The sequence below is a fragment of the Jatrophihabitans sp. sgz311053 genome (assembly GCF_056135305.1).
The window spans coordinates 1,823,736-1,844,788 of sequence record NZ_JBWAXP010000001.1 but is presented as its reverse complement, the minus strand read 5'-3'; the positions used below and the strand labels follow the sequence as shown (position 1 = coordinate 1,844,788).

At 72.1% G+C, this 21,053-nt stretch carries 19 protein-coding genes; 6 read left to right on the top strand and 13 right to left on the bottom strand.

Annotation, left to right across the window (positions count from 1 at the left end; translation table 11 throughout):
- The first annotated feature begins 11 nt into the window (after positions 1 to 11).
- From AC0NZQ_RS08175 to AC0NZQ_RS08165, 3 genes are read left to right on the top strand one after another with little or no spacing between them, the layout of a single operon-like run.
- The gene (locus AC0NZQ_RS08175; RefSeq protein ID WP_474529209.1) at positions 12 to 1,724 is read left to right on the top strand and encodes a DEAD/DEAH box helicase; all 1,713 of its coding nucleotides are present in this window, start codon (positions 12 to 14) and stop codon (positions 1,722 to 1,724) included.
- Positions 1,725 to 1,733: 9 nt separating this feature from the next.
- A complete protein-coding gene (locus AC0NZQ_RS08170; RefSeq protein ID WP_474529208.1) occupies positions 1,734 to 3,077 on the top strand; it encodes an outer membrane protein assembly factor BamB family protein in 1,344 nt (447 codons plus the stop codon).
- A complete protein-coding gene (locus AC0NZQ_RS08165) occupies positions 3,074 to 3,946 on the top strand; it encodes an alpha/beta fold hydrolase (RefSeq protein WP_474529207.1) in 873 nt (290 codons plus the stop codon). The genes AC0NZQ_RS08170 and AC0NZQ_RS08165 overlap by 4 nt, the downstream gene beginning before the upstream one ends.
- A gap of 98 nt (positions 3,947 to 4,044) precedes the next feature.
- Here AC0NZQ_RS08165 and AC0NZQ_RS08160 read toward each other — a convergent pair whose 3' ends face one another.
- The 4 genes from AC0NZQ_RS08160 to AC0NZQ_RS08145 are packed head-to-tail and all read right to left on the bottom strand — an operon-like array spanning position 4,045 to position 6,540.
- Positions 4,045 to 4,893 (bottom strand): RecB family exonuclease, encoded by an 849-nt coding sequence (locus tag AC0NZQ_RS08160; RefSeq protein WP_474529206.1) that lies wholly within the window; start codon positions 4,891 to 4,893, stop codon positions 4,045 to 4,047.
- Positions 4,890 to 5,744, bottom strand: coding sequence for a PHP domain-containing protein (locus AC0NZQ_RS08155; protein ID WP_474529205.1), 855 nt, complete (start codon positions 5,742 to 5,744; stop codon positions 4,890 to 4,892). The genes AC0NZQ_RS08160 and AC0NZQ_RS08155 overlap by 4 nt, the downstream gene beginning before the upstream one ends.
- Positions 5,745 to 5,794: 50 nt before the next feature.
- The gene (locus AC0NZQ_RS08150) at positions 5,795 to 6,376 is read right to left on the bottom strand and encodes a PH domain-containing protein (protein ID WP_474529204.1); all 582 of its coding nucleotides are present in this window, start codon (positions 6,374 to 6,376) and stop codon (positions 5,795 to 5,797) included.
- Between the two features lie 5 nt (positions 6,377 to 6,381).
- Positions 6,382 to 6,540, bottom strand: coding sequence for a hypothetical protein (locus tag AC0NZQ_RS08145; RefSeq protein ID WP_474529203.1), 159 nt, complete (start codon positions 6,538 to 6,540; stop codon positions 6,382 to 6,384).
- A 108-nt stretch (positions 6,541 to 6,648) separates the two neighbouring features.
- Between AC0NZQ_RS08145 and AC0NZQ_RS08140 the strand changes: the two genes are divergently transcribed.
- Positions 6,649 to 7,092: an NUDIX hydrolase gene (locus tag AC0NZQ_RS08140; protein WP_474529202.1), complete on the top strand. Its 444-nt coding sequence runs from the start codon at positions 6,649 to 6,651 to the stop codon at positions 7,090 to 7,092.
- A gap of 17 nt (positions 7,093 to 7,109) precedes the next feature.
- Here the strand turns inward: AC0NZQ_RS08140 and AC0NZQ_RS08135 are convergent, their stop codons facing one another.
- The 3 genes from AC0NZQ_RS08135 to AC0NZQ_RS08125 form a co-directional block, all read right to left on the bottom strand.
- Complete coding sequence (locus AC0NZQ_RS08135) at positions 7,110 to 7,625, bottom strand: MaoC family dehydratase (RefSeq protein WP_474529201.1); 516 nt, start codon at positions 7,623 to 7,625, stop codon at positions 7,110 to 7,112.
- Positions 7,626 to 7,724: 99 nt separating this feature from the next.
- Positions 7,725 to 8,309, bottom strand: a complete 585-nt coding sequence (locus tag AC0NZQ_RS08130) for a suppressor of fused domain protein (protein ID WP_474529200.1) — start codon at positions 8,307 to 8,309, stop codon at positions 7,725 to 7,727.
- A 47-nt stretch (positions 8,310 to 8,356) separates the two neighbouring features.
- Positions 8,357 to 8,647, bottom strand: coding sequence for a WXG100 family type VII secretion target (locus AC0NZQ_RS08125; protein WP_474529199.1), 291 nt, complete (start codon positions 8,645 to 8,647; stop codon positions 8,357 to 8,359).
- Between the two features lie 159 nt (positions 8,648 to 8,806).
- Between AC0NZQ_RS08125 and AC0NZQ_RS08120 the strand changes: the two genes are divergently transcribed.
- The gene (locus AC0NZQ_RS08120) at positions 8,807 to 13,105 is read left to right on the top strand and encodes an FtsK/SpoIIIE domain-containing protein (protein WP_474529198.1); all 4,299 of its coding nucleotides are present in this window, start codon (positions 8,807 to 8,809) and stop codon (positions 13,103 to 13,105) included.
- Positions 13,106 to 13,134: 29 nt separating this feature from the next.
- Here the strand turns inward: AC0NZQ_RS08120 and AC0NZQ_RS08115 are convergent, their stop codons facing one another.
- The 4 genes from AC0NZQ_RS08115 to AC0NZQ_RS08100 form a co-directional block, all read right to left on the bottom strand.
- On the bottom strand, positions 13,135 to 13,662 hold the full coding sequence (locus tag AC0NZQ_RS08115) for a DUF6912 family protein (protein ID WP_474529197.1): 528 nt from the start codon (positions 13,660 to 13,662) through the stop codon (positions 13,135 to 13,137).
- A complete protein-coding gene (locus tag AC0NZQ_RS08110; RefSeq protein ID WP_474529196.1) occupies positions 13,659 to 15,434 on the bottom strand; it encodes a WS/DGAT/MGAT family O-acyltransferase in 1,776 nt (591 codons plus the stop codon). The genes AC0NZQ_RS08115 and AC0NZQ_RS08110 overlap by 4 nt, the downstream gene beginning before the upstream one ends.
- Before the next feature lie 123 nt (positions 15,435 to 15,557).
- Positions 15,558 to 17,036, bottom strand: a complete 1,479-nt coding sequence (locus AC0NZQ_RS08105; protein ID WP_474529195.1) for a CpaE/TadZ family protein — start codon at positions 17,034 to 17,036, stop codon at positions 15,558 to 15,560.
- Entirely contained in the window at positions 17,033 to 17,860 is an 828-nt protein-coding gene (locus tag AC0NZQ_RS08100) for an SAF domain-containing protein (RefSeq protein WP_474529194.1), read from the bottom strand. Before AC0NZQ_RS08100 ends, AC0NZQ_RS08105 begins: the two co-directional genes overlap by 4 nt.
- A gap of 164 nt (positions 17,861 to 18,024) precedes the next feature.
- On the opposite strand from AC0NZQ_RS08100, the gene AC0NZQ_RS08095 reads away from it, so the two are divergent.
- The gene (locus AC0NZQ_RS08095; RefSeq protein ID WP_474529193.1) at positions 18,025 to 18,261 is read left to right on the top strand and encodes a helix-turn-helix domain-containing protein; all 237 of its coding nucleotides are present in this window, start codon (positions 18,025 to 18,027) and stop codon (positions 18,259 to 18,261) included.
- 26 nt (positions 18,262 to 18,287) lie between these two features.
- Here the strand turns inward: AC0NZQ_RS08095 and AC0NZQ_RS08090 are convergent, their stop codons facing one another.
- Both AC0NZQ_RS08090 and AC0NZQ_RS08085 read right to left on the bottom strand, forming a co-directional pair.
- A complete protein-coding gene (locus AC0NZQ_RS08090) occupies positions 18,288 to 19,946 on the bottom strand; it encodes an ABC-F family ATP-binding cassette domain-containing protein (RefSeq protein WP_474529192.1) in 1,659 nt (552 codons plus the stop codon).
- A 24-nt stretch (positions 19,947 to 19,970) separates the two neighbouring features.
- Entirely contained in the window at positions 19,971 to 21,041 is a 1,071-nt protein-coding gene (locus AC0NZQ_RS08085; RefSeq protein WP_474529190.1) for an alpha/beta hydrolase, read from the bottom strand.
- Between the last annotated feature and the right edge of the window lie 12 nt (positions 21,042 to 21,053).

The following is a 21,053-nucleotide window of genomic DNA, read 5'->3' as shown; positions in this document are numbered from 1 at the left end:
AAGGCTGCGCTGTGACCGACGAAGAGACCACCACCGACCTGTCCGCCGCGTTGTCCGCCGCGGAGGCGGACCACCGCACCGACCTCCCCGCCGAGGCCGTCGAGCCGGCGGAGGCCGAACCGCTCGCCGCCAAGGCGCCCGTGAAGCCCGAGAGCCCGGCGTTCGACAGCTTCGACATCAACCCCGAGATCGTGCGGGCGCTGGCCGACGTGGGGATCACCCACACCTTCGCGATCCAGGAGCTCACACTTCCAATCGCGCTCGCTGGCAACGACCTCATCGGGCAGGCCCGCACCGGTTCGGGCAAGACCCTCGGCTTCGGCGTCCCGCTGCTGAACCGGCTTCAGCTGCCCGGCGGCAAGGGCGCGCTGCCGCAGGCGCTGGTCGTCGCGCCGACCCGTGAGCTCGCCGTCCAGGTCTCGGCCGACCTCGCCGAGGCCGGCAAGCACATCGGCGCACGCGTGCTGACCATCTACGGCGGCCGCGCCTACGAGCCGCAGATCGAGGCGCTGACCAAGGGCGTCGACGTCGTCGTCGGCACGCCGGGCCGGCTGCTGGACCTCGCCCAGCAGGGTCACCTCAAGCTCGGCAGCGCCCGCATCCTCGTCCTGGACGAGGCCGACGAGATGCTCGACCTCGGCTTCCTGCCCGACATCGAGAAGCTGCTGGCCATGGTCCCGGCGGGGCGGCAGACGATGCTCTTCTCCGCGACGATGCCGGGACCGATCGTGGCGCTGGCGCGGCAGTTCCTCATCCAGCCCATCCAGATCCGGGCCGAGCAGGACACCAACATCCCGAGTACGTCGCACGTGGACCAGTTCGTCTACCGCGCGCACGCGATGGACAAGGCCGAGATGCTGGCCCGGGTGCTGCAGGCTCGTGATCGCGGCCTGGCTCTTATCTTCACCCGAACCAAGCGCACGGCGCAGAAGGTGGCCGACGATCTCGAGGACCGCGGCTTCGCGGCCGCGGCGATCCACGGTGACCTCGGTCAGGGCGCGCGCGAGCAGGCGCTGCGCGCGTTCCGCTCCGGCAAGGTCGACACCCTGGTGGCCACCGACGTCGCCGCCCGCGGCCTGGACGTCGAGGGAATCACCCACGTGGTGAACTACCAGGCGCCCGAGGACGCGATGACCTACGTACACCGCATCGGACGTACCGCCCGCGCCGGCAGGAAGGGCACGTCGGTCACCTTCGTCGACTGGGACGACGTCCCGCGGTGGAAGCTCACCTGCGACACCCTGGATCTACCGTTCCACGACCCGGTCGAGACCTACTCGACCTCGCCGCATCTCTACCTCGAGCTCGACATCCCCGACGGGGTCAAGGGCACGCTGCCCCGCGCGGAGCGCACGCGCGAGGGGCTCGACGCCGAGGAGATCGAGGACCTCGGCGGCCGGGACTCCTCACGGCGCCGGGAGTCCGGTCGCGGTGAGCGCTCCGGTGAGCGACGCTCCCCCACCCGTGAGCGCAGCGAGCGGACGGAACGCCCGGCGCGGAACCGCAACCGCACCCGCACCCGTGGCGGCAAGCCGGTCGACGGCACCGCGGAGGGGACCGGAGAGACCTCCGGCGCAGGATCCGCGGCGAGCACCGAGGCGCCGGCCGGCGCCGGAGCGGCAACCGCCGACGGCGCCCCGCGGACCCGGCGTCGCCGGCGCGGTGGCCGCGGCCGAGGTGGCTCCGGCGCGGCGAACGAGTCGGCTCCCGCCTCCTCCGACTGAGCCGAGGCCATGACCGATCCCGCGGCAGGTCCCGGCGAGGCGACACCCGTCGACCGCGAGCAGGCCCGGCAGCCCGATCCCGAAACCCGGGCGGCCATGGATCGCTACCGGCAGCGGCAGCGCCGGCCCCGCATCGTCTATGCCGCCGTGGTCACCGCGATCGTGATCGCGCTCGGTGTCGTCACGATCGCGGCCTGGTCGTCCGGCGAGACCAACAACACGACGCTGCGCACGGTGGCGAGGGCGCCGGGTGACCTCGCCCTGGCGACGCCGGTGACTGCTCCCACCGCCAGCTGGCGCGCGCAGGGCCGGGCGGCGCTCGGGCAGCCACAGTGGCGCGGCACCGTCGTGGTCGGCCAGGGTCACACGATGCGCGGTCTGGACGCCCGCACGGGCAGCCAGACGTGGTCCTACAGCCGCTCGGATCGCACGCTCTGCACCACGGCCCAGCTCAACGGCATCGCGATCGCGATCTACCGGCTGCGGGGCAACTGCGACGAGGTGACGGCCCTGGACGCCTCGACCGGGGCGAGACGCTGGACGCGCACGCTCGACATGGACGGCATGCCGGTCTCGGGGACGCCGGTTTTCAGCACGTCGGTCCAGGGCGGGTTCGCCACGCTGCTCGTCCGCACCTCGTCTGTCGTCTACGCGCTGGACCCCGCCAGTGGCTACAACCGCTGGACCTACACCCGCTACGGCTGCCGCATCACCGGCGCAGTCGTCGGGTCGGCCAGCGCGCTGATCAGCCAGACCTGCAGCTCCCGCGTCGTCTGCGGCAGCCTGAAGTTCTGCCGGACCGGACCCCAGCTGTTCCTGCTCCCCAACGGCTTCGATCGCAACGACAGCATGAAGGACACCAATCCCGACCACATCACCTGGAACCGTTTCGGCCTCGACGCCGCTCCGGTCTCCGCGGACGGGCTGGTGTCGGCCATCGACGCAGCCGGCGAGCTGCTCCACCTGGACTCCGACTCGGGCAAGACGCTGACCCGGACCACGCTGGCGAGCCCGGCCGACCGCGGCACCGCGGTGAGCGCCACCGACGCCAGCGGTACCGAGATCGTCACCATCGGTTCCCGTACCTACGCGATCCGCTCCGGCGACCCGCAGCCGCTCTGGTCGCTGACCGGCCGCGCCACGGTCGTCGCCGCCTCGCCCACCGAGACGCCGACGCTGGGTACGGCACGCATCACCCTGCGCACCGCCGACGGGGTCGCTGCCGTCAACGGCTCGACCGGACGTCCCACCGCCCGCTTCTCGCTGCCCGGCGCCCCCACCGACGCCGTCGCACTGCCGCTGGGACAGGGCTTCCTCGTGACGGGGTCGGACGCTCTCGCGGCATACGCATGAGCGCCGCCGACCCCGAACGGGACGGGCAGTCCCGCCGCGCCGTCGCCGGCAGTCCGCTCGATCGTGGCCGGGCCCGTGTCGGCAGCCTGGACGCCGCGGGAACGCGGTTGGCCACGCTGAGCTGCGGCGACCCGGAGGCCGCCCCCGTGCTCCTCGTGCCCGGCTACACCGGCACCAAGGAGGACTTCGCGCCCCTCATCACCCCGCTGGCGGACGCCGGCTTCCACGTGGTGGCGGTCGACCTGCCGGGACAGTTCGAGTCGGCGGGGCCGAGCGAGGCGTCGGCTTACACGGTGCCCTGGCTGGGCGAGGTGGTGCTGGCGGCGTGCCGTGCCCTCGGTCCCGGCGTGCGGCTGCTGGGCCACTCCTTCGGTGGCCTGGTGAGCCGCGCCGCCGTCCTCGCGGACCCGAGCGCCGTGGACTCGCTCGTGCTGCTCTCCTCCGGCCCGGCGGCGCTCGGCGGCACGCGGCGCCAGCTGATCGAGCTCGCCGAGCCGATCCTCACCGAGGGCGGCGTACCCGGCGTGTACGCGGCACTGCAGGCGATCACGCCTCGGGATCCTGCCGTCGGTGCTGACCTGACGGAGTTCCTGGAGCGGCGCTTCCTCGCCGGCTCGCCGGCCATGCTCGCCGGGATGGGGCTCGCACTGCGCACCGAGCCCGATCGCGTCGCCGACCTCGCCGCCACCGGGGTGCGGGCCCTCGTCGTCCACGGCGCCGACGACGATGCCTGGCCCCCGGCGGAGCAACGGGAGATGGCAACCCGACTCGGCGCGCGGTACGAGATCATCCCGGACGCCGTGCACTCGGCCGCCGTCGAGAACCCGGCCGCGCTGCTCGCCGTGCTGCTCGACTTCTGGGGTAGCTGAGGGCGGCCGGGGTTGGGCGGCCGAGGTCGGGCGGCCGAGGTCGCACGTTCGGGCGTCGTGCGGTCGGGCGTCGTGCGGTCGGCATCAGCCGGCCGAGGTCAGCCGGCGGCCTCCGGAAGTCCGGCCCACGAGTCGAGGCGTTCCGAGGCGGCGCGCCCTTCGGGGCAGAGGCGACGGAAGTCGCACCAGCTGCACGACGGACCCGGCACCGGCGGGAAGGCCGCCTCCGGGTCCGCAGCGGCGCGGTCCAGCGCCCGTTCGATCCCGTCGGCGGTCCTCTCGGCGCGCGCCACGTGAGCGGCCAGGCTCTCCTCGGAGTGTTCGAACGCAGCGACGGTCCCGGTCGGGAGGTGATGCAGCTCGACGCGGCGGCACGGCCGGCGCAGCGTCTGCCGGACACCGACCACGTAGAGCGCCAGCGCAGCGGACGCTGCGGCGTCGGCCGGCGTCGGCGGGCGCCGTCCGGTCTTGTAGTCGACGACGACGAGCTCGGCCCCGCCGTCGACATCACGTTCGTCGATCCGGTCGACGCGACCGGAGAGGCTGAGCCGCTCGGTCCGCGCCGCGACGGTCCGTTCGACCCCGACCGGCTCGTCGGCGGGTCGGACGTGGGTGCGAAGGTAGGCCGCTACCCAGTCGGCGACGATCTCGCAGGCACGCGCCGACTGCCGCTCGTCCCGGAAGCCGTAGGTCGACCACGAGCGCTCGACGAGCTCGATGCCCTGCTCCGGCACCCGCTGCGAGCGGGGCAGCAGCCACCAGCGATGCAGCGCCACGTGCGCGACCGCCCCGACCGTGCTGCGCGCCCAAGGCGCGCCGCGGGGCTGTCGGTCGACGTAGGTATAGCGGTAATAGCGCGGGCAGCCGAAGGCGGCGAGCCGTGACGGCGTGCAGGAGAAGAGGCGCCGCGGCATGGCGTCGAAGGAGAGCTGCTCGGGCTCGTTCATGTGACGGGGGCCAGAGCCGCGGGCAGCGCCAGCAGCTGTTCGTAGACGGTCGGGTCGGTCAGCCGCATCCCGATCGGCGTCTGCTTGTTCGTGCCGTGATAGTCCGACGAGCCGGTACCGAGCAGACCGAGGTCGGCGGCGAGACCCGCCGCGTGTGCGGTGTCGGCGGCGTCGTGGTCCGGGTGATGGACCTCCAGCCCCACCATTCCCGCTGCCGCCATCTCGGCGACGACCTCGTCACTGACCACCGGACCGCGGCGGCGCGCCAGCGGATGCGCGAAGACCGGCAGTCCTCCGGCGCCTCTGACCAGGGCAATGGCATCGAAGACATCGGTGTCGGCCTTGCGGACGTAGTAGGGCTGCCGCGAGCTCAGCACGTCACGGAACGCGGTGTCGACGTCGGCGACCACCCCGCTCTCGACCAGAGCGCGGCCGATGTGGGGGCGCCCGACCGAACCCCCCGCGGCGAGTCGCTCCACCTGCGGCCAGCTGATCGGCACACCATCGGCGACGAGGCGCTCCACCATGGTCCGGCCCCGGCGCAGGCGTGCGTCCCGGAGGCGGGCCCACTCGGTCGCCAGGGCGGGTTCCGTCGGGTCGGCGAGATAGGCGAGCAGGTGCAGGCTGACGCGGCGGCCGTCCCGACCGTGGCTGACACAGGAGAACTCCACACCGCGCAGCAGCGTGAGCCCGGCGGGCTTGGCGGCGACCGCCTCGTCCCAGCCCGCGGTCGTGTCGTGGTCGGTGAGCGCGACGACATCCAACCCTGCGGCCGCCGCGGCTCGGACGAGCGAGGCCGGACTGTCGGTGCCGTCGGAGGCAGTGCTGTGGGTGTGGAGGTCGATGCGCATGTGCCCTCCACGCTAGTCGGCGGCGTTGCAGCCACCGCCGCGGCCGCCGCTCAGCGGTAGCGACGGTAGCGGTGGCCGGCGTCCGGCAGCTCGGGCAGATCCGCGGTCACGTAGTCGGCTTGCTCGTAGTCCCGGCTACCGAAGTCAGGGTCGCTGCCTTGCTGCGACCCGTCGATGACCAGCTGACGGAAGCGGTCGTAGAAGGGCAGCGCCTTGCCGATCCGGAACAGCTTGTGCGTGCCCGGATGATCGCCAGGGGCATCGACGTGGATCGTCGCGTAGTTCAGCCAGGAACCCACCAGGCTCTCGGTGACGCGCATGCCCGAGACCCGGTCGAGCCGCAACCACGCCTCGGTGCGCGAGGTCTCCAGCACGCCTTGGACGTGGATGATCCGCTTGTTCGTGAGCCAGAGCTGCTCGGACGACCAGAGGCGCCAGCGCAGAAAGCCGAGCATGACCACCACCGCGAGCAGGACGAGGCCCATCGGCCACGGCCAGACGTACCCGGCGACGCAGAGGACGCCGAGCACGATCACCCACTCTTTCGCCGGCTTGCGCAGGAGCAGCTGGATCGGGTGCTGATGCGCGTGGTAGCGCGGTGCCGCCTTCTCGGATGCGAGGAAGTCCGGCACGGTGACTACGACGCCAGCTTGTCGACGAACTTGCCGATGCCGTGCGCGATGTTGACGATCGCATCCCAGGCGCCGTTGGCGATCTCGGCGGCGTTGTCCGGCGACGTGATGACGTAGAAGAGGACAAGTGCCACGACAGCACCGACGACGACGAGCTTGATCATGCGTCCTCCGTCGGATGGTCGCGCGGGCGCGCGGCAGTAGTGTGCAGCTCGTTCCTACCGCAGGTCAGTCCCCCGATCGTGACGCCGCGCCGCGAGGAGAGTTCGGTGATGCAGGTCATCAGTGGGGCCGACGTGGTCGACCCGGTGGGTTCCGGCCCGCGCCGGCCCTGCGCGGGCGGTCTCGTCTTCGACGACCGACGGCGCCTGCTCGTCATCCGCCGCGGTCAGCCACCGGCCGAAGGTTCGTGGTCGCTGCCCGGCGGACGGTGTCGTCCCGGCGAGCGACCGGACGCCGCCTGCGTCCGCGAAGTGGCTGAGGAGACCGGCATGACGGTCGAGGTCGTCCGATGGATCGGCCGCGTCGAGCGCGACGCCCCGGCCGGAGGCGTGTACGTGATCGACGACTACCTCTGCCGGCCCGTTCGTGGCATCGTTCGCGCCGGCGACGATGCCACCGACGCCCGGTGGGTGAGTCGCGCCGAGCTCGCAGATCTGGAGCTCGCTCCGGGAGTGCTCGACGCGCTCACCTCGTGGTCGATGCTGCCGGGTTGAACCGACGCCGAGGCGCGCTACTTCTTCTCGCGCGGGATCGGCGTGGGGCGGCCGGGCTGCTCGCCACCGCGGGCGTCGATGTATTCCTGCGTCGGGACCATGACCTTGCGTCGGAAGATGCAGACGATGGTGCCGTCCTGCTTGTAACCGATCGTCTCGACGTGAACGATCCCCCGGTCGGATTTCGACTTCGACGGCTGCTTGTCCAGCACGGTCGTCTCGCCGTAGATGGTGTCGCCGTGGAAGGTCGGGGCGACGTGCCGCAGCGACTCGATCTCGAGGTTCGCGATGGCCTTGCCGCTGACGTCCGGGACGGACATGCCCAGCAGCAATGAGTAGATGTAGTTGCCGACGACCACGTTCTTGCCGAAGTCGGTGGTGTTCTCGGCGTAGTTGACGTCCAGGTGCAGCGGGTGGTGGTTCATGGTGAGCAGACAGAAGAGGTGGTCGTCGTACTCGGTCACCGTCTTGCCGGGCCAGTGCTTGTATACCGCTCCGACCTCGAACTCCTCGTAGATCCGACCGAACTGCACGATGCGTCGCCTCCTGCGCTGAACCAATCGATGTCGGGGCCAGTCTGTCGTGTCGAGCAGCCGTCTCCCAGCCGGGGCGGGGTCGGGGTGGCGAACAGCTCAGTCGAGCGTGACCTGAGCACGGGCGATGTCCAGCTCGTCGACGGCGTGATCGCGGAGCCGGGTCGACAGGTCGTCGCCGCCGTGGACCCGGGCCCACGCCAGCTCGTTGGCGGTCACCGGCACGACCTGAAAGACCGTCACCTCGCCGGCTGTGGTCGCCACCGCGGACAGCGGTGACTCGGTGACCACGACCCCCGTGCAGGACGAGCCAGGCACGAGCGCTTCGCCCAGGTCCAGGGTCATTCCGGGGGCATAGACGACAGACTCGACCGCGGGAGCAGCCGACAGCAGCGCCAGGCGCCGCCACACGTCGGTGTACCGGTCGCCGGGATCCCGCAGATGCAGCATCAGTTCGGCACGGGGCCCGTCGAGTGAGACCACGCTTTCGTTGCCGCCGGTCATCGGGTGCCGTGACATACCGAGAGAGAGATAGGCGCGCTCGCCGGGGATCGGCTCGTAACGCAAGACCTCGATCGGATCGACTCCGAGGAAGGAGACGGAGGCCCGCTGCGGCTGATGTCCGAAGTGGTCGCTGAAGGCGGCTTCGACCGCAGTCAACACCGGCTGTCCTGGCTGGCTCACGCCTGTCGACGCTAGTCACGGCGGGACCTTCGCGACACAGCGGCACGTCATCGGAAGCTCGACGCGATGGTGGCCTCGGCATCGGCGTAGCTGGCCCCGGCGCGTTGCAGCAGCGCGCCGACGCCGTCGAGCGCGTCGACCAATCCGCGTGCGTGCCGATCGAAATCCTCGTACAACGCGGCGAACTGGGTTGCGGCGACACCTGCCCACTCCGCGCCGAAGAGCGGGGTGAGCTGCGCGCGCAGCTGCTGATGCCGGCTGCGGACGTCGGCCGCGGTTCGGGTCGTCGCGCCGCCGAGCGTCGTGAGTTGGGCCGGAGTGACGGTGAGGGTGGACATCGCTGCTCTCCTGAGAGGGGTGCTGGTGGGAGTGGCGACCGTACGACGGCGGGACCTCGCACGGGACCGTCGAGCGGCCGCCTGTGGATAACGTGCAGTTATCCACAGGCGGCGTCGATGTCGAGCAGAGTTGTCGGGAGTTGCTCGCAGACTCGCCGGGTGCGAATCGAGTTCTCCGTCTGCCGCCGCGATCACGGCACCACCGCGGTCCCCGTTGCTGCCGCCACGCTGCTGTCCCCCGACATTGCCGTCGATGGTGCCGTCGATGTCGCCGTCGATGCCCCGGCGGCAACGGTCGTCGGCTTTCTTCTCGCCGAGCTGGGGCGGCTGGCCGGAGCGGCGGCCGGGGACCTGGCCTGGCTGGACGGCAGGCCGCTGGCCATCGGCCTTGCTCTCTCCGACTGCGGGCTGCGGAACGGGGCGATGCTCGTCTTCGCCCCAAAGTTCGAATCCCTCCGGCAGCCGGCCACCCATGTTGTGCACGTCATCGCCGGAGCAGCGGCCGGTTCGTCGATTCCCTTGAGCCGCGCCGGCCTGACGATGGGGCGCGACGAGGGGTGCGATCTGGTGATCGAGGACGATCGGGTCTCACGCAGGCACGCGCGCCTCGAGGTCACACGATCCGGGCCGCGGGTACGCGATCTCGGGTCCACCAACGGAACCCGTGTCGACGGTGCGGCCCTCTCTGACCATCCCAAGCTCGTGACCGGCGCCGAGCTGATAGTCGTCGGTGACGCGGTGCTGTCCGTGCGCAGCGGAGTCGAGCTGTCCCCGGCTTCGGTCGTGAGCGGTCGAGGCGGCGGTTTACGGGTCGAGCGCAGCCTCGGGGCCAGGCCGGCGCGACCGACACCGGTGACACTCCGTCGGCCGGAGGGTGCTGCCGTGACCCGTCCGGGTCGAGTGCACTGGCTGGCCGCCGTCATGACGGGTGCGCTGGGTGGGGCACTGGCGTTGACCCTGGCATCACCGATGTTCCTGCTGATGGTGCTCCTCTCCCCGTTCATGCTGCTGACCAGCGCGCTCGGCGACCGACTGCACTGGCGACGGCAACGGCGCCGAGCTGCTGCGGCAGCTCGACGTGAGGCGGCCGGCTTCTCCAATCGGGTTTCCGAGGCGCTCCGGGACGAGACCCGGCTTCGTCGCAGTGCCGTCCCCGACAGTGCCGCGCTGACGGCGATCGCGAGGCTGCCCGGCACGGCGCTGTGGTCCCGCGAGCGCGACGGTCACGACACCCTGCTGCTCCGCGTCGGCACGTGCGACGCCGCCGCCGAGACCCGGATCATCGATGACAGTGGAGCCGGCTCGGCCGGCACCTTGCACGCCGTCCCGTTGCTCCTGGATCTGCGGACGGGGCCGGTGGGAATCATCGGCGCTGTCTGCGTCGGCGATGCCGTGGCGCGCTGGCTCGTGGCGCAACTGGCGGTGCTGCATCGCCCGGCCGACCTCTGCATCGCACTCCTCCACAACCCTGAAGAGGACGCCCGGTGGCACTGGCTGCGATGGCTACCTCACCTGCGGCTTCTCACATGCCCGGCCGACGATCATGCTTCGCTGCCGGGACTACCGACGCTTGCCGAGCATCTGAATCACACGTGGCCATCGCCCGGAGACGGCGGCCCGCGTCGCATCGTGGTGATCGCTGATCGGCTCGGGGCGGAGGCAGCAGACGAGCTTGCCCAGCTGCTGCGAGCCGATGCCGGACGGGTCACCGCAGTCTGTCTGGCCGATACCGCGGCGGCGCTCCCACCGGACTGCGCCACGACGGTCGAGGTGGTCAGCACGGGAGGCCGCCTCCTGGTGTCGCAACCGGCGGACGTGGCCACGTCCGGCGAGGATCGCGCGGCGGCTCCGGGAGGCATCACCCGAACGGACGCAGCCCTGGAAGGCCTACCACTGCAGCTCGCCGACTCCATCGCTCGCTGTCTCGCGGCCTATCGCGACCCGAGCGACGGTCACGAGCTCCCGAGCGCCTGTCAACTCGTCGACCTGCTCCCCTGTCTCGACTCACGTCTCGGTCCCGGTGGTGGCGCCGGTGGAACACCGGAGGCGGTTCGAGACCACTGGCGGTCGAACGCCGGCGCGATCAGCACCCCGATAGGCGTCAGCCGGGATGGGCCACTGCGGATCGATCTCGACGTCGACGGCCCGCACGCGCTGATCACGGGAACCACGGGAGCGGGCAAGTCAGAGCTGCTGCGGAGCCTGGTGCTGGGCCTGGCCGTCGCGGCGTCTCCGGCCGACACCTCCTTCTTGCTGATCGACTACAAGGGCGGGGCCACCTTCACCGATCTCACCCGGCTGCGCCATTGCACCGGCGTGCTGACCGATCTGGATCCGGCCCTGACCCGCCGAGCGCTGCGATCGCTGGGTGCTGAACTTCGCCGGCGGGAACGGATCTTTGCCGGGGCGGGTGCGGCCGACCTCACGGCCTATCGCGCCGCTTCGGTCGGCGACCCCGTCGCGCGCCTCGTCATCGTCGTCGACGAGTTCGCCGAACTGGCAGCCGACCAGCCTGACTTCCTCACCGGTTTGGTGGGGGTGGCCCGGCGTGGACGGTCGCTGGGTGTTCATCTCATTCTCGCCACGCAGCGGCCGGGAACGGCTGTGACGCCGGAGATCCGCGCCAACGCCTCGCTCCGCATCACGCTGAGGGTCACGGAGCCGGCCGAATCCCTGGACATGATCGGCGTCCCCGACGCCGCGCGCATCGGCTCGAGCCTGCCCGGCCGCGGATTCGTCCGCACCGGAGATCACGTCGTCCCCTTTCAGGCCACCCGTGTCGCCGCCGGCACCGGTTCAGCTGACCGTCCTGTGGTCGAGGCACTGCAGTCCTGGCGGCAACAGTCGCCTACCCGCTTCACGAACCAGACGGAGCAAGACGCCGCAGCCAGGGAGCTCGAGCGTCTCGTCGACCTGCTCAACGCCACGGCGGCCGGGCAGGATGACGGCCGTCCGCACCCGGCGTGGCTGCCGCCGCTACCCGCCTCGATACCGCTCGCCGAGGTGAGGGCCCCGACCCCGGTCGCCGGGGCGCTGGCCCTCGGCAGGATCGATCTTCCTGACATGCAGGCACAGCCGACCCTGGCTCTCGAACCGGACGACAGCTCGGTCCTGGTGGTGGGACGGCCACGGTCGGGTCGAACGACGGCACTCGCCACCATTGCCCTCGCCGCTGCCGCCGGTCACGATGCCTCGACACTCGACATCCATCTCATCGACGGGTCAGGAACGCTGATCGCCCTGCTCGCGCAGCTGCCCCACCTCGCCACCGCGGCAGGCTCCGTCGATCACGAGCTCGTCGCTGCGCTGCTACGCCGACTCGCCGAGCCGACGGGCGAACGCCAGCAGTCCACCCTGCTGCTGATCGACGCGTGGGACCAGATGCTCGCGACCGTCGACGAGACGACTGCGGCCCGGTGGTCGAACCTGATGAGCGCAGTCGTCGCGTCGAGCGGGCCGGAGTTGCGCGTGGTCGTCACCGGCGGGCGCGACCTCCTGGCCCCGCGGGTGGCGTCGCAGTTCGGGGTGCGCCTGCTGCTCCCACTCAACGACGCGGCCGACTACACCCTCGCAGGCGTCCCTGCCGCCGCCGTCCCCGAGCTCACTGCCCGGGCTCTACCCGGTCGCGGCGTCCTGGTTCCGGACGGTGCGGTCGTCCAGTTGGCACATCCGGGGTCCCGCCCGGAGGCGGCAGCCGTCCGCGAGGCTGTCGCTGAGCTCGCCGAGATTGCCGAGCTGGTCGGGACGCCGTCGACCGGCAAGCTTCGGCTCCGCGCGCTGCCGGCGACGATCAGCCTCGGCGAGCTCCGAACCCGCGTCGCACCGACGCCAGGGTCATCCACCGCCCTACTCCTCGGCATCGCCGGCGAGCGGGCGCGGCCGTGTCCGGTTGATCTGCTGCGTGCGCGCGTGCCATTCCTGGTCGCAGGCCCGCCCCGCTCGGGACGCTCCACGGTGCTCCTCACCCTCGCGGCGGAGGCACGCCGCGTCGGCGGCGATATCGTCGTCTGGGCGCCCGTCCGCTCACCGCTGCACCACGACGCCGACAGCCCGCCGAAGGCCCGGCGACTCGACGGGGACACACCTACACCCCGGCAGCCCACTCTGGTGGTGATCGACGACCTCGAACGCTGCGACGACCTCGTGGCCGACAAGGTTCTGGGTTGGCTGCGAGAGGGCAGCGCGCCGGTCGCCGTGGTGGCCGCCGGTCGCTCGGACGACATCGGCGGCGGATACCTGCCACTACCGGCTGCGTTACGACGCGAACGCTTCGGGGTGTTGCTCAGGCCGGGGCCGCGTGACTCCGACGTCTTCGGGCTGCGTCACCCCGGCGTGCCACCCACCGCCCCGCCCGGCCGTGGTCTGCTGATCGCCGATCCGCGTTGGTGCCCGCTGGCCACCGGGGATGGCGTGCTGCCGATACAGATCGCCGCCACCGAGTCGGGGGCTGCCGCATGAACGGGCGCCTCATGCCGTGGCTGCGGGCGTCAGAGCTCGTCGAGCAGGCTGGCGATCTCCTGGTTGGCGTACCACGAGAGCTCGAAGTCGTCGGCATCGTCGACCCGCTCCAGCGCGTCGGCGTCCCCGCCATCGGCAGCGACGACCGCCTCGGCTGCAGCGGCAACGCTTGCCACGGCGTCGGCGTCGTCCACGTGGACCGAGGCCACGGCTGCCAGTGGCACCGAACCAGCGACCCGAACCGCGCCGGGGGACAGATCGTCGCGGACCTCCACTGCGCTGTCGGCGACGTCCGCCGCGACGACGACGCGGCGGCGGGCGACTCCCGCGTCCGCGGCGAGCAACCGCAGCGACTCTCGACCGGCCGCCAGCATCGCGGCGTACTCCCATTCCTCGATGTCACCCTCGTCGTCCGAGTGGAGATCGGCATCAACGACGGAGCGCAGCCCGGGTGTGACGGCGAAGGCGGCGGGAGCTTCCTCGCTTGCGACGGCGAGCACTCCGTCACTGACCAGCTCACGCAGATGCTTCGCCGTGGCCGGGAGGTAGATCCTCAACGGTTGTCTCCTGCCTCTCCGGGTTCGCTGGGCTTGGCGCGGGGAGCCGACGATCGGCGGTTGCTCGCGGCGCGGGACGGTGCCGAATCGCGGCGCACCCGGCTTGTCGTGGCCCGATTGCGGCCGGCGCGTCGGGAACCCGCCACGGTCGTCTGCGCCCGACCGTCGTACCCGCCGGCGGCCGTCGCGGCGGCGCCCGAGGCTGCCGCAGCCACGAGCTCGGCGAGCGACTCCTCGATGAGGGTGGCGATGAGCGCGATGTCGGGAACGGCGTCGCGGTCGCCGTTGATGCCGAAGTACACGCCATGGTCGTAGGACGACAGCGCCACCGACAGCGCCTGCCCCTCCGAGAGCGGCTGCACCGGGAAGGTCTCGACCATCTGCGCGCCCGCCGCGTAGAGCGGCAGCTGCGGGCCCGGCACGTTCGTCACCACGAGGCTGAACATGCGACGCGTCAACCCGGTGGCGGCCCGGGCCCCGAGGGCGTGCAGCGTGGGCGGCGCATAACCGCCGAGCGTCGCGATGCGGTCGGCGCCGACCGCACGGCCGGATGCCTTGTGCGACGCCATCGCGTAGCGCAGTTGGGCGAGCCGCAGCACGGGGTCAGGTTCGCCGACCGGCAGGTCCACGAGCAGCGGCCGCACCACACTGACCTGTGGCGTCGCTTCACGTGCCGCTGCCGGGCCGCTGCCGGCGCTCCGCAGAGCGGCCGGGTGGCGCGCCTCGCCGCGGGACAGCTCGCTCGGCTCCCCGGCGGGGAGGCTGTCGGCCTCGTCTACCGAGCCCTGCACACCGCGGTGCGGCGAGGCAGCGCCGGTCTGGAGGGGGGTCTCAGTGACGCTCATCGGGACCAGGGCACGGATGGTGGTGGCCGGGCGCAACGGCTCGGCGCGAGCCAGCAGCCAGCCTCGCAGGGCGCCGGAGACGACCGCGAGCACCACGTCGTTCACCGAGCCGCCGAAGGTGTCGCGCACCAGCCGGTAGTCGGCCAGCCGGGTGCGGGCGACGGCAAGGCGCCGATGGTCACAGAGCTCCACGGAGAGCGCGGTCGTCGGCCGACGTCGCAGCAATGCCCGCCCGATCGACAGCGCTCCGTCGGCGACAGAGGAGACGCGCCGCACGACGCCGGCGATGTCCCGCCTCGCCAGCCGAGCGGTGTCGGCCAACGCGACCGGCCGTCGCACGATGTCGGTGACGGCCTCGCGGACGATGGCGACCGAGGAGGGCTCGGGCCCCGGAAACCACAGGGCCTCCACCGTGCGCCGGGGAGTGGGCGCGGCGTCCAGGATGACCTGCGTCAGATCGATCCCGCCGTCCTCTCCCACCATCGCCTCGTGGGTCTTGGTGACGATGCCGACGCGTCCCCCGGCCAATCCCTCGACCAGGTAGATCTCCCACAGCGGCCGGGAGCGGTCGAGCCGACGCGCCAGGATGCGCGCGCAGAAGTCCAACAGCTGCTGCTCGGTGCCCGGACGGGGCAACGCCGAGCGCCGGACGTGATACGTGATGTCGAAGGTCGGGTCATCTACCCAGACCGGGTTGGCGATGTGGCCGGGGACGGCGCGGACCTTCTGCCGATACCGCGGCGCCAACGTGATGCGCTCTTCGATGAGGCGGACCAGGCGGTCGTAGTCGAAGCCACCGGCAGGTGGCTCGAAGATCGCCACCCCGCCGACGTGCTGGGGCGAGGAACGGGTCTCGCGGTGCAGGAAGGAGACGTCGGCGCCCGACATCCGCTCCGTCATCGCGTGCCGCCCTCCTGCCCTGCTCATTCGTTCGTCCACCCGTTCCGACGCCGAGAAGCCCTCGACTCCCCTGCGCCGGGGCAGCCACCGACTTCAGCCCCCGCGCTCCACACCGACCCCGAAGAAGAGTGTCCCAGACGACCTTCGCACTCACCGACGGCGACGGCCGCGCCGTCCCGCGCTACGCGCCGCGGAGCCACTCGGCCCGGCGCCGCGTTGCCCCGAGCCACCCTCGCCCGGGGCGGCAGCGCCGACACCGCCGGCACGCGCCAAGCGCAAACCCCGGCGCCGGAACGCGCGACGTCGGCCCGCTCCCCCCGTGGGTGCCGGTCTGCCGATCAGGCGGGCAGCGAGCCCGACGAGCTCGACGTACAAGGGGCTGTTCGGAGCGGCCTCGGAGAGCATGCGACCGGCGGCGAGAGCGCTGTCGAGCGCGCGCTGATCGGCGGGCAGCAGCGCGTTCGGCGCGCGACCGGCGAACCGGTCCAGGGCCGCTCGCAGCTCCACGGCCTCGTCGCCGGGCACCGCGTCGGGGCGGACCCGGTTGAGGACGACCCACGCTGGCGCCGCCACCTCGGCGTCGCGCAACTCGGTCAGCCCCCGGATCAGTCGCTGCATGCCCACGGGATCGGCCGAACCGACCACCACCACGATGTCGGCGTCGTCGAGCACGGCGAGCGTCGCGCCGTTGCGCCGAGGCGCGATCGTGTCGAAGGAGAGCTCCTCGTCCGTCTCGAGGCAGAAGCCGCAGTCGACGACCGTCACCTCCGCCAGCGATCGCGCGGCAGCCAAGACGGCGCTGACGGCGGCAGGCCGCAGCTCGGGCCACCGGGAGGCCAGCGGCAGTCCCGTCAGCACGCGCAGTCGTGGACCGAGCTGCCAGCAGAGTGTCGCGAGCGTGCCAGCGTCGAGCCGGCGGGACGCCGCCTGCCGGCAGGCAGCTGCCAGCCCCGGCGATTCGTCGAGCAGCCCGAGCGTCGGTGCGATCGTCCCGCCGTAGACGTCGGCATCCACGAGCAGGGCCGACGACCCGAGTCCGGCCACCGCATCGGCCAGGCCGGTGGCCACGGTGGTGCGGCCGGGAGCCCCGGTCGGTCCCCAGACCGCGACGACGAATCCGTGCGCAGTCGCCGCCGCCGGTGGTGGCTCGCCCTCACCGGGCGGCATCGCGGCCATGGCGGTCGAGGGATCGGCGAAGGCCCGTGCGGTGGTCGCGGCCCGCTGGCCCGCGCTGCCGCTCGATCCGTCGGCCCCGCCCGGTCCGGCAGCCTGACGGCGCACCGATTCGGTGATCACACTCGCCACGACCGAAGCCTCGGCATCGGCGGGGACGATGTGCTCGATACCGAGCGCGCGCATGCGCTCCTCGGCAGCGGTGTCGTCGCGCGCGACGACCGCGATCGGTACGACCTCGCTGGCCAGCAACCGGTCCACTGCGTCGGCATCGAGTCGGTGCAGCGTGGATTCGAGCAGGGCCACCCGACCCTGTCCCGACGCCGCGACGGCGAGCAGATCCACCACGTCCACGCAGCGCCGGACGATTTCGACTCCCGACGCGGCGTCCAGCTCGCGGACGAGTCGCTCCTCCCACCCGGCGCCCTCGGCAACGGAGAGGATGGGCAGCCTCACCGCGAGCCACCGGATCCGGCGCAGGCGGCCAGGTCGGCCGGGAGTCCGGCGGCGCTCGCGCCCGGGGACCCCGGCGTGACTCCGGAGTTCGGCGCGACCCCGCTGCTGGACGGGGCTGCCGCGTTGGACGGGGCTGCCGCGTTGGACGGATCGGCAGCGCCGCGGTCCGCATCGGCGCTGCCGGTGAGGATGCCGGCGCGCAGCGTGGCGTCCTGGACGGACTGCGCCGCGACGACTCGAGGCGCCAGCTCGGGGGCCACGGTGATGACGACGCGCTGGCCGTCCCCGGACCCGCCGAACGAGCCCCCGGCGCCACGGCGCACCGACTGGACGGTGACCTCGGCCAGGACCACCACGAAGGCGCACGCCGGGCTGGAGAGCCAGAGCTGGATCCGCTGCCCGCTGTGCAGGTCGGGGGCCGCGCCCTCGGCGAGGGCGACGGTCAGCGTCGTCCGGGCGGGGCTGCGCACCACGGCCGCCACCGGCACCAGCTCGTCGCTCGAGACGGGGCGGACGAGGGTCCGTCCCACCGCTGCGGAGAGCTCACGGAGGTATCGGGCCGGGACAGCACCGTCGAGGCGGACGCGGCTGACGCGCAGGTCTTCGGGCCGCAGCACCGTCCCTACTGCCAGGTCACGGCGCGCGGTCAGCACCGGACGCGTCCGATCGGCGCTCGACACGACGACCGCGCCGAGCAGGACCGATGCTGCAACCAGTGCGATGCCGAGGACGAGCCGGAGGTCGAGCCAGCTCGGGGAAGCAAGCCGGCGTCCGGCCGGCGACGGCGCGACCGGCGCTGCGGGCGGGGTGTCAGAGGTGCTCACGGCAGAGATGGTGGCGGATTTGCCCGATTTGCGCACGCGGCCGACGGCGACACTGTGGACAACGCCACCTCGGGCCGCCTCGACTGACACACTCGTCGTGTCCGTCCGACGGTCGTCCGCGCGATGGCCGTCGCCCTCACCACGCTCGGAGGCAGTGCGCCACGATGGCCGCCGAACCCCGATTCCTGACGCTGACCGATGTCGCCGAGATCCTCAACATCTCGTCGTCCCAGGTGTACGCCCTGGTGCGCAACGGCGAGCTGCAAGCGATCAAGATCGGTGGCCGTGGCCAGTGGCGGGTGGAACGCTCCCGCCTGGAGGACTACATCACCCGGATGTACCAGCAGACCAGCGACTTCATCGCCGACCATCCCTTCGTCGAGAGCGACGCCGACACCTGATCGACCGGCGCGACGGCCGTCAGCGGTCAGCGGTCCTCGCGCACCGTGCCGGCCTCGACCTGCCACCGACGGGTGAGACGTGCCGTCTCCAGCAGCTGCCGGTCGTGGCTGACGAGCAGAACGGTGCCGGCGAAGCTCTCCAATGCCTGCTCGAGCTGCTCGATGGCCGGCAGATCCAGGTGGTTGGTCGGCTCGTCGAGGACGAGCAGGTTCACCCCCCTGCCCTGCAGCAGCGCCAGCCCGGCTCGGGTCCGTTCGCCGGGCGACAGGGACGCTGCCGGCCGTCCGACGTGCTCTGCGCGCAGGCCGAACTTGGCCAGCAACGTCCGCACGGCGGCGTCGTCCAGCTCGGGCAGCGCCGCACCGACGGCGGCGGCGAGCGGTTGCTCAGTGTCGAGAGTGGCCCGCGCCTGGTCGATCTCGCCGACGACCACCCCGGAGCCGGGACCCGCCGCTCCCTCGTCCGGCGTGATCGTGCCCAGCAGCAGCCCCAGCAGCGTGGTCTTGCCCGCACCGTTCGGTCCGGTGACCGCGATGCGGTCGGCCCAGTCGACCTGCAGCGTCACCGGACCCAGCGTGAAGTCGCCCCGGCGGACCACCGCGTCGCGGGCGTACGCCACCACCTCACCCGAGCGAGGCGCGGCGGCGATACTCATCCGCAGCTGCCACTCCTTGCGAGGTTCCGCGACCTCGTCGAGGCGCTCGATCAACCGCTCGGTCTGGCGCGCCTTGGCCGCCTGCTTCTCGGTGGTCTCGGCGCGGAACTTGCGTCCGACCTTGTCGTTGTCCTTCGCCTTGCGTCGGGCGTTCGCCACGCCCTTGTCCATCCAAGCGCGTTGCATCCGCGCTCGCTCGCCGAGCTCGTCGACACGCTGGGCATACTGCTCGTAGGCCTCCCGCTCGTGTCGGCGGGCGATCTCCCGCTCGGCCAGATAGGCCCGGTACCCACCGTCCACCTGCCGCACGGTCTGCTGCGCCAGATCGAGCTCCACCACGCGCGTCACCGTCCGCGCAAGGAACTCGCGATCATGGCTGACGAGCACGCAGCCGGCCCGCAGCTCGTGGACGAAGCGCTCGAGCCGCTCCAGCCCTCGAAGATCGAGATCGTTGGTGGGCTCGTCGAGCAGCACCAGGTCAAAACGGGACGCGAGCAGCGACAGCAGCCCGGCACGCGCTGCCTGACCGCCGGAGAGCTCGGCGAGCGGCGTCTGCGGCGGACGGTCGAAGCCGATGTCGCGTGCGATCTCCGCGACCCGGTCGTCCAGATCCGCACCGCCGAGGTCGAGCCACCTCTCCAGCGCCGTCCCATAGGCCTCGTCGGCACCGGGCAACCCCTCGCCCAGCGCGGCTGCCGCCGCGTCCATGGCCTGTTGCGCAGCCGCGACCCCGGTGCGACGCGCGACGTATCCGGCCACCGTCTCGGCCGGCTCGCCGGTGCGGTCCTGCGGCAGGTAACCGACCGCCACGCCCGACGGCGACACCGCGACGGAGCCTGCATCGGGCGTGCGGAGCCCGGCGAGCATCTGCAGCAGCGTCGACTTGCCGGCACCGTTGACCCCGACGAGGCCGACCACGTCGCCGGGCGCCACGACGAGGTCGAGGTCGTCGAAGAGCACCCGCTGGCCGAACCCGGCCGCCAGTCCTGCCGCGACGAGCGTGGCACCACCCCGGGCTCCGCCAGACATCCTGCGAGCCTAGGTGGCTCGCTCTCAGGCCCCGAGGGCCGCCCTGACACCGGGCCACCAGGACGTGAACTGCCGATCCCAGTAGGGCCAGCTGTGGGTACCGGCGCCGTAGAAGTCGGCAGTCACCGGCACACCCGCGACGCGCGCAGCCGCCACGAAGACGGTGGAGGCGGCCAGGGTACTGGCCTCGTAGGGGCCGGGCGCCGAGCCCGGTGGGTCGAGGGGTCCGACCGCGCCATTGCCACTCGAGACGTACACCGAGGTTCCCGCGAGCCGGCCGACCTTGGTCGTCGGATCGTTGGCCACCCACGTGAAATAGCTCAGATACGGGTCGCCCCAGAGCGAGAACGGGTCGAGCCCTTCGCGCAACAGGATGGCCGAGATCAGCTCACGGATGCCGGGGGTGGCAGAGGCCAGCAGCCCACTGAAGGACGCAACCGCTGTGTAGCGGCCGGGATGGTTCGTCGCCAGCGACATCGCGGTCCAGCCCCCGGTAGAGACCCCGGCGACGGCGCTGCGGCCGGAGGCTCGGTAACCGCGCTGCAGCAGCTGCGGCAGCTCGTCACCGAGGAAGGTCGCGTAGCGGTACCCGCGGGCCGCTCTCGTCCAGTCAGCGCCGAAGCCGGTCGATCCCACGCTGGGCATGACCACCAGCGCATTCGACCCGGCAGTCGCCGGCACGACGTGCGAGTACAGCGACCAGGACTGGTAGTCGGCCCGCTCCGAGGCCCCCGGCAGCAGGTAGAGGACCGGGAAGGTGCGCGTGGGCGCGCTCGACCAGGCCGCTGGCAGCAGGACGCGCACCGGCGCCGCACCGGCCAACGCGGGCGAGTTGATCATGAGGTCGACGGTGCGGGAGTCGACCCGGCTCTCGTAGGCCACGCTCGCGCCGTCGTCGGCACGAGCGTCGGCGCGTCCCACCACGGGGACGACACCGGCATCCGGCCGCCCCAGCACCGTCGTGGCGCGGACGAGACCGAGGCTCGGGTTGTCGCCGCCGTTGACGCTCTGATTGACCTGCGGCAGCGGCGCCACCGGCGTGCCCGGTGTGGCCGCGACGGCCGCCGGGGCACCGCCGACGAGCAGCACGGACACGGCGGCGACCAT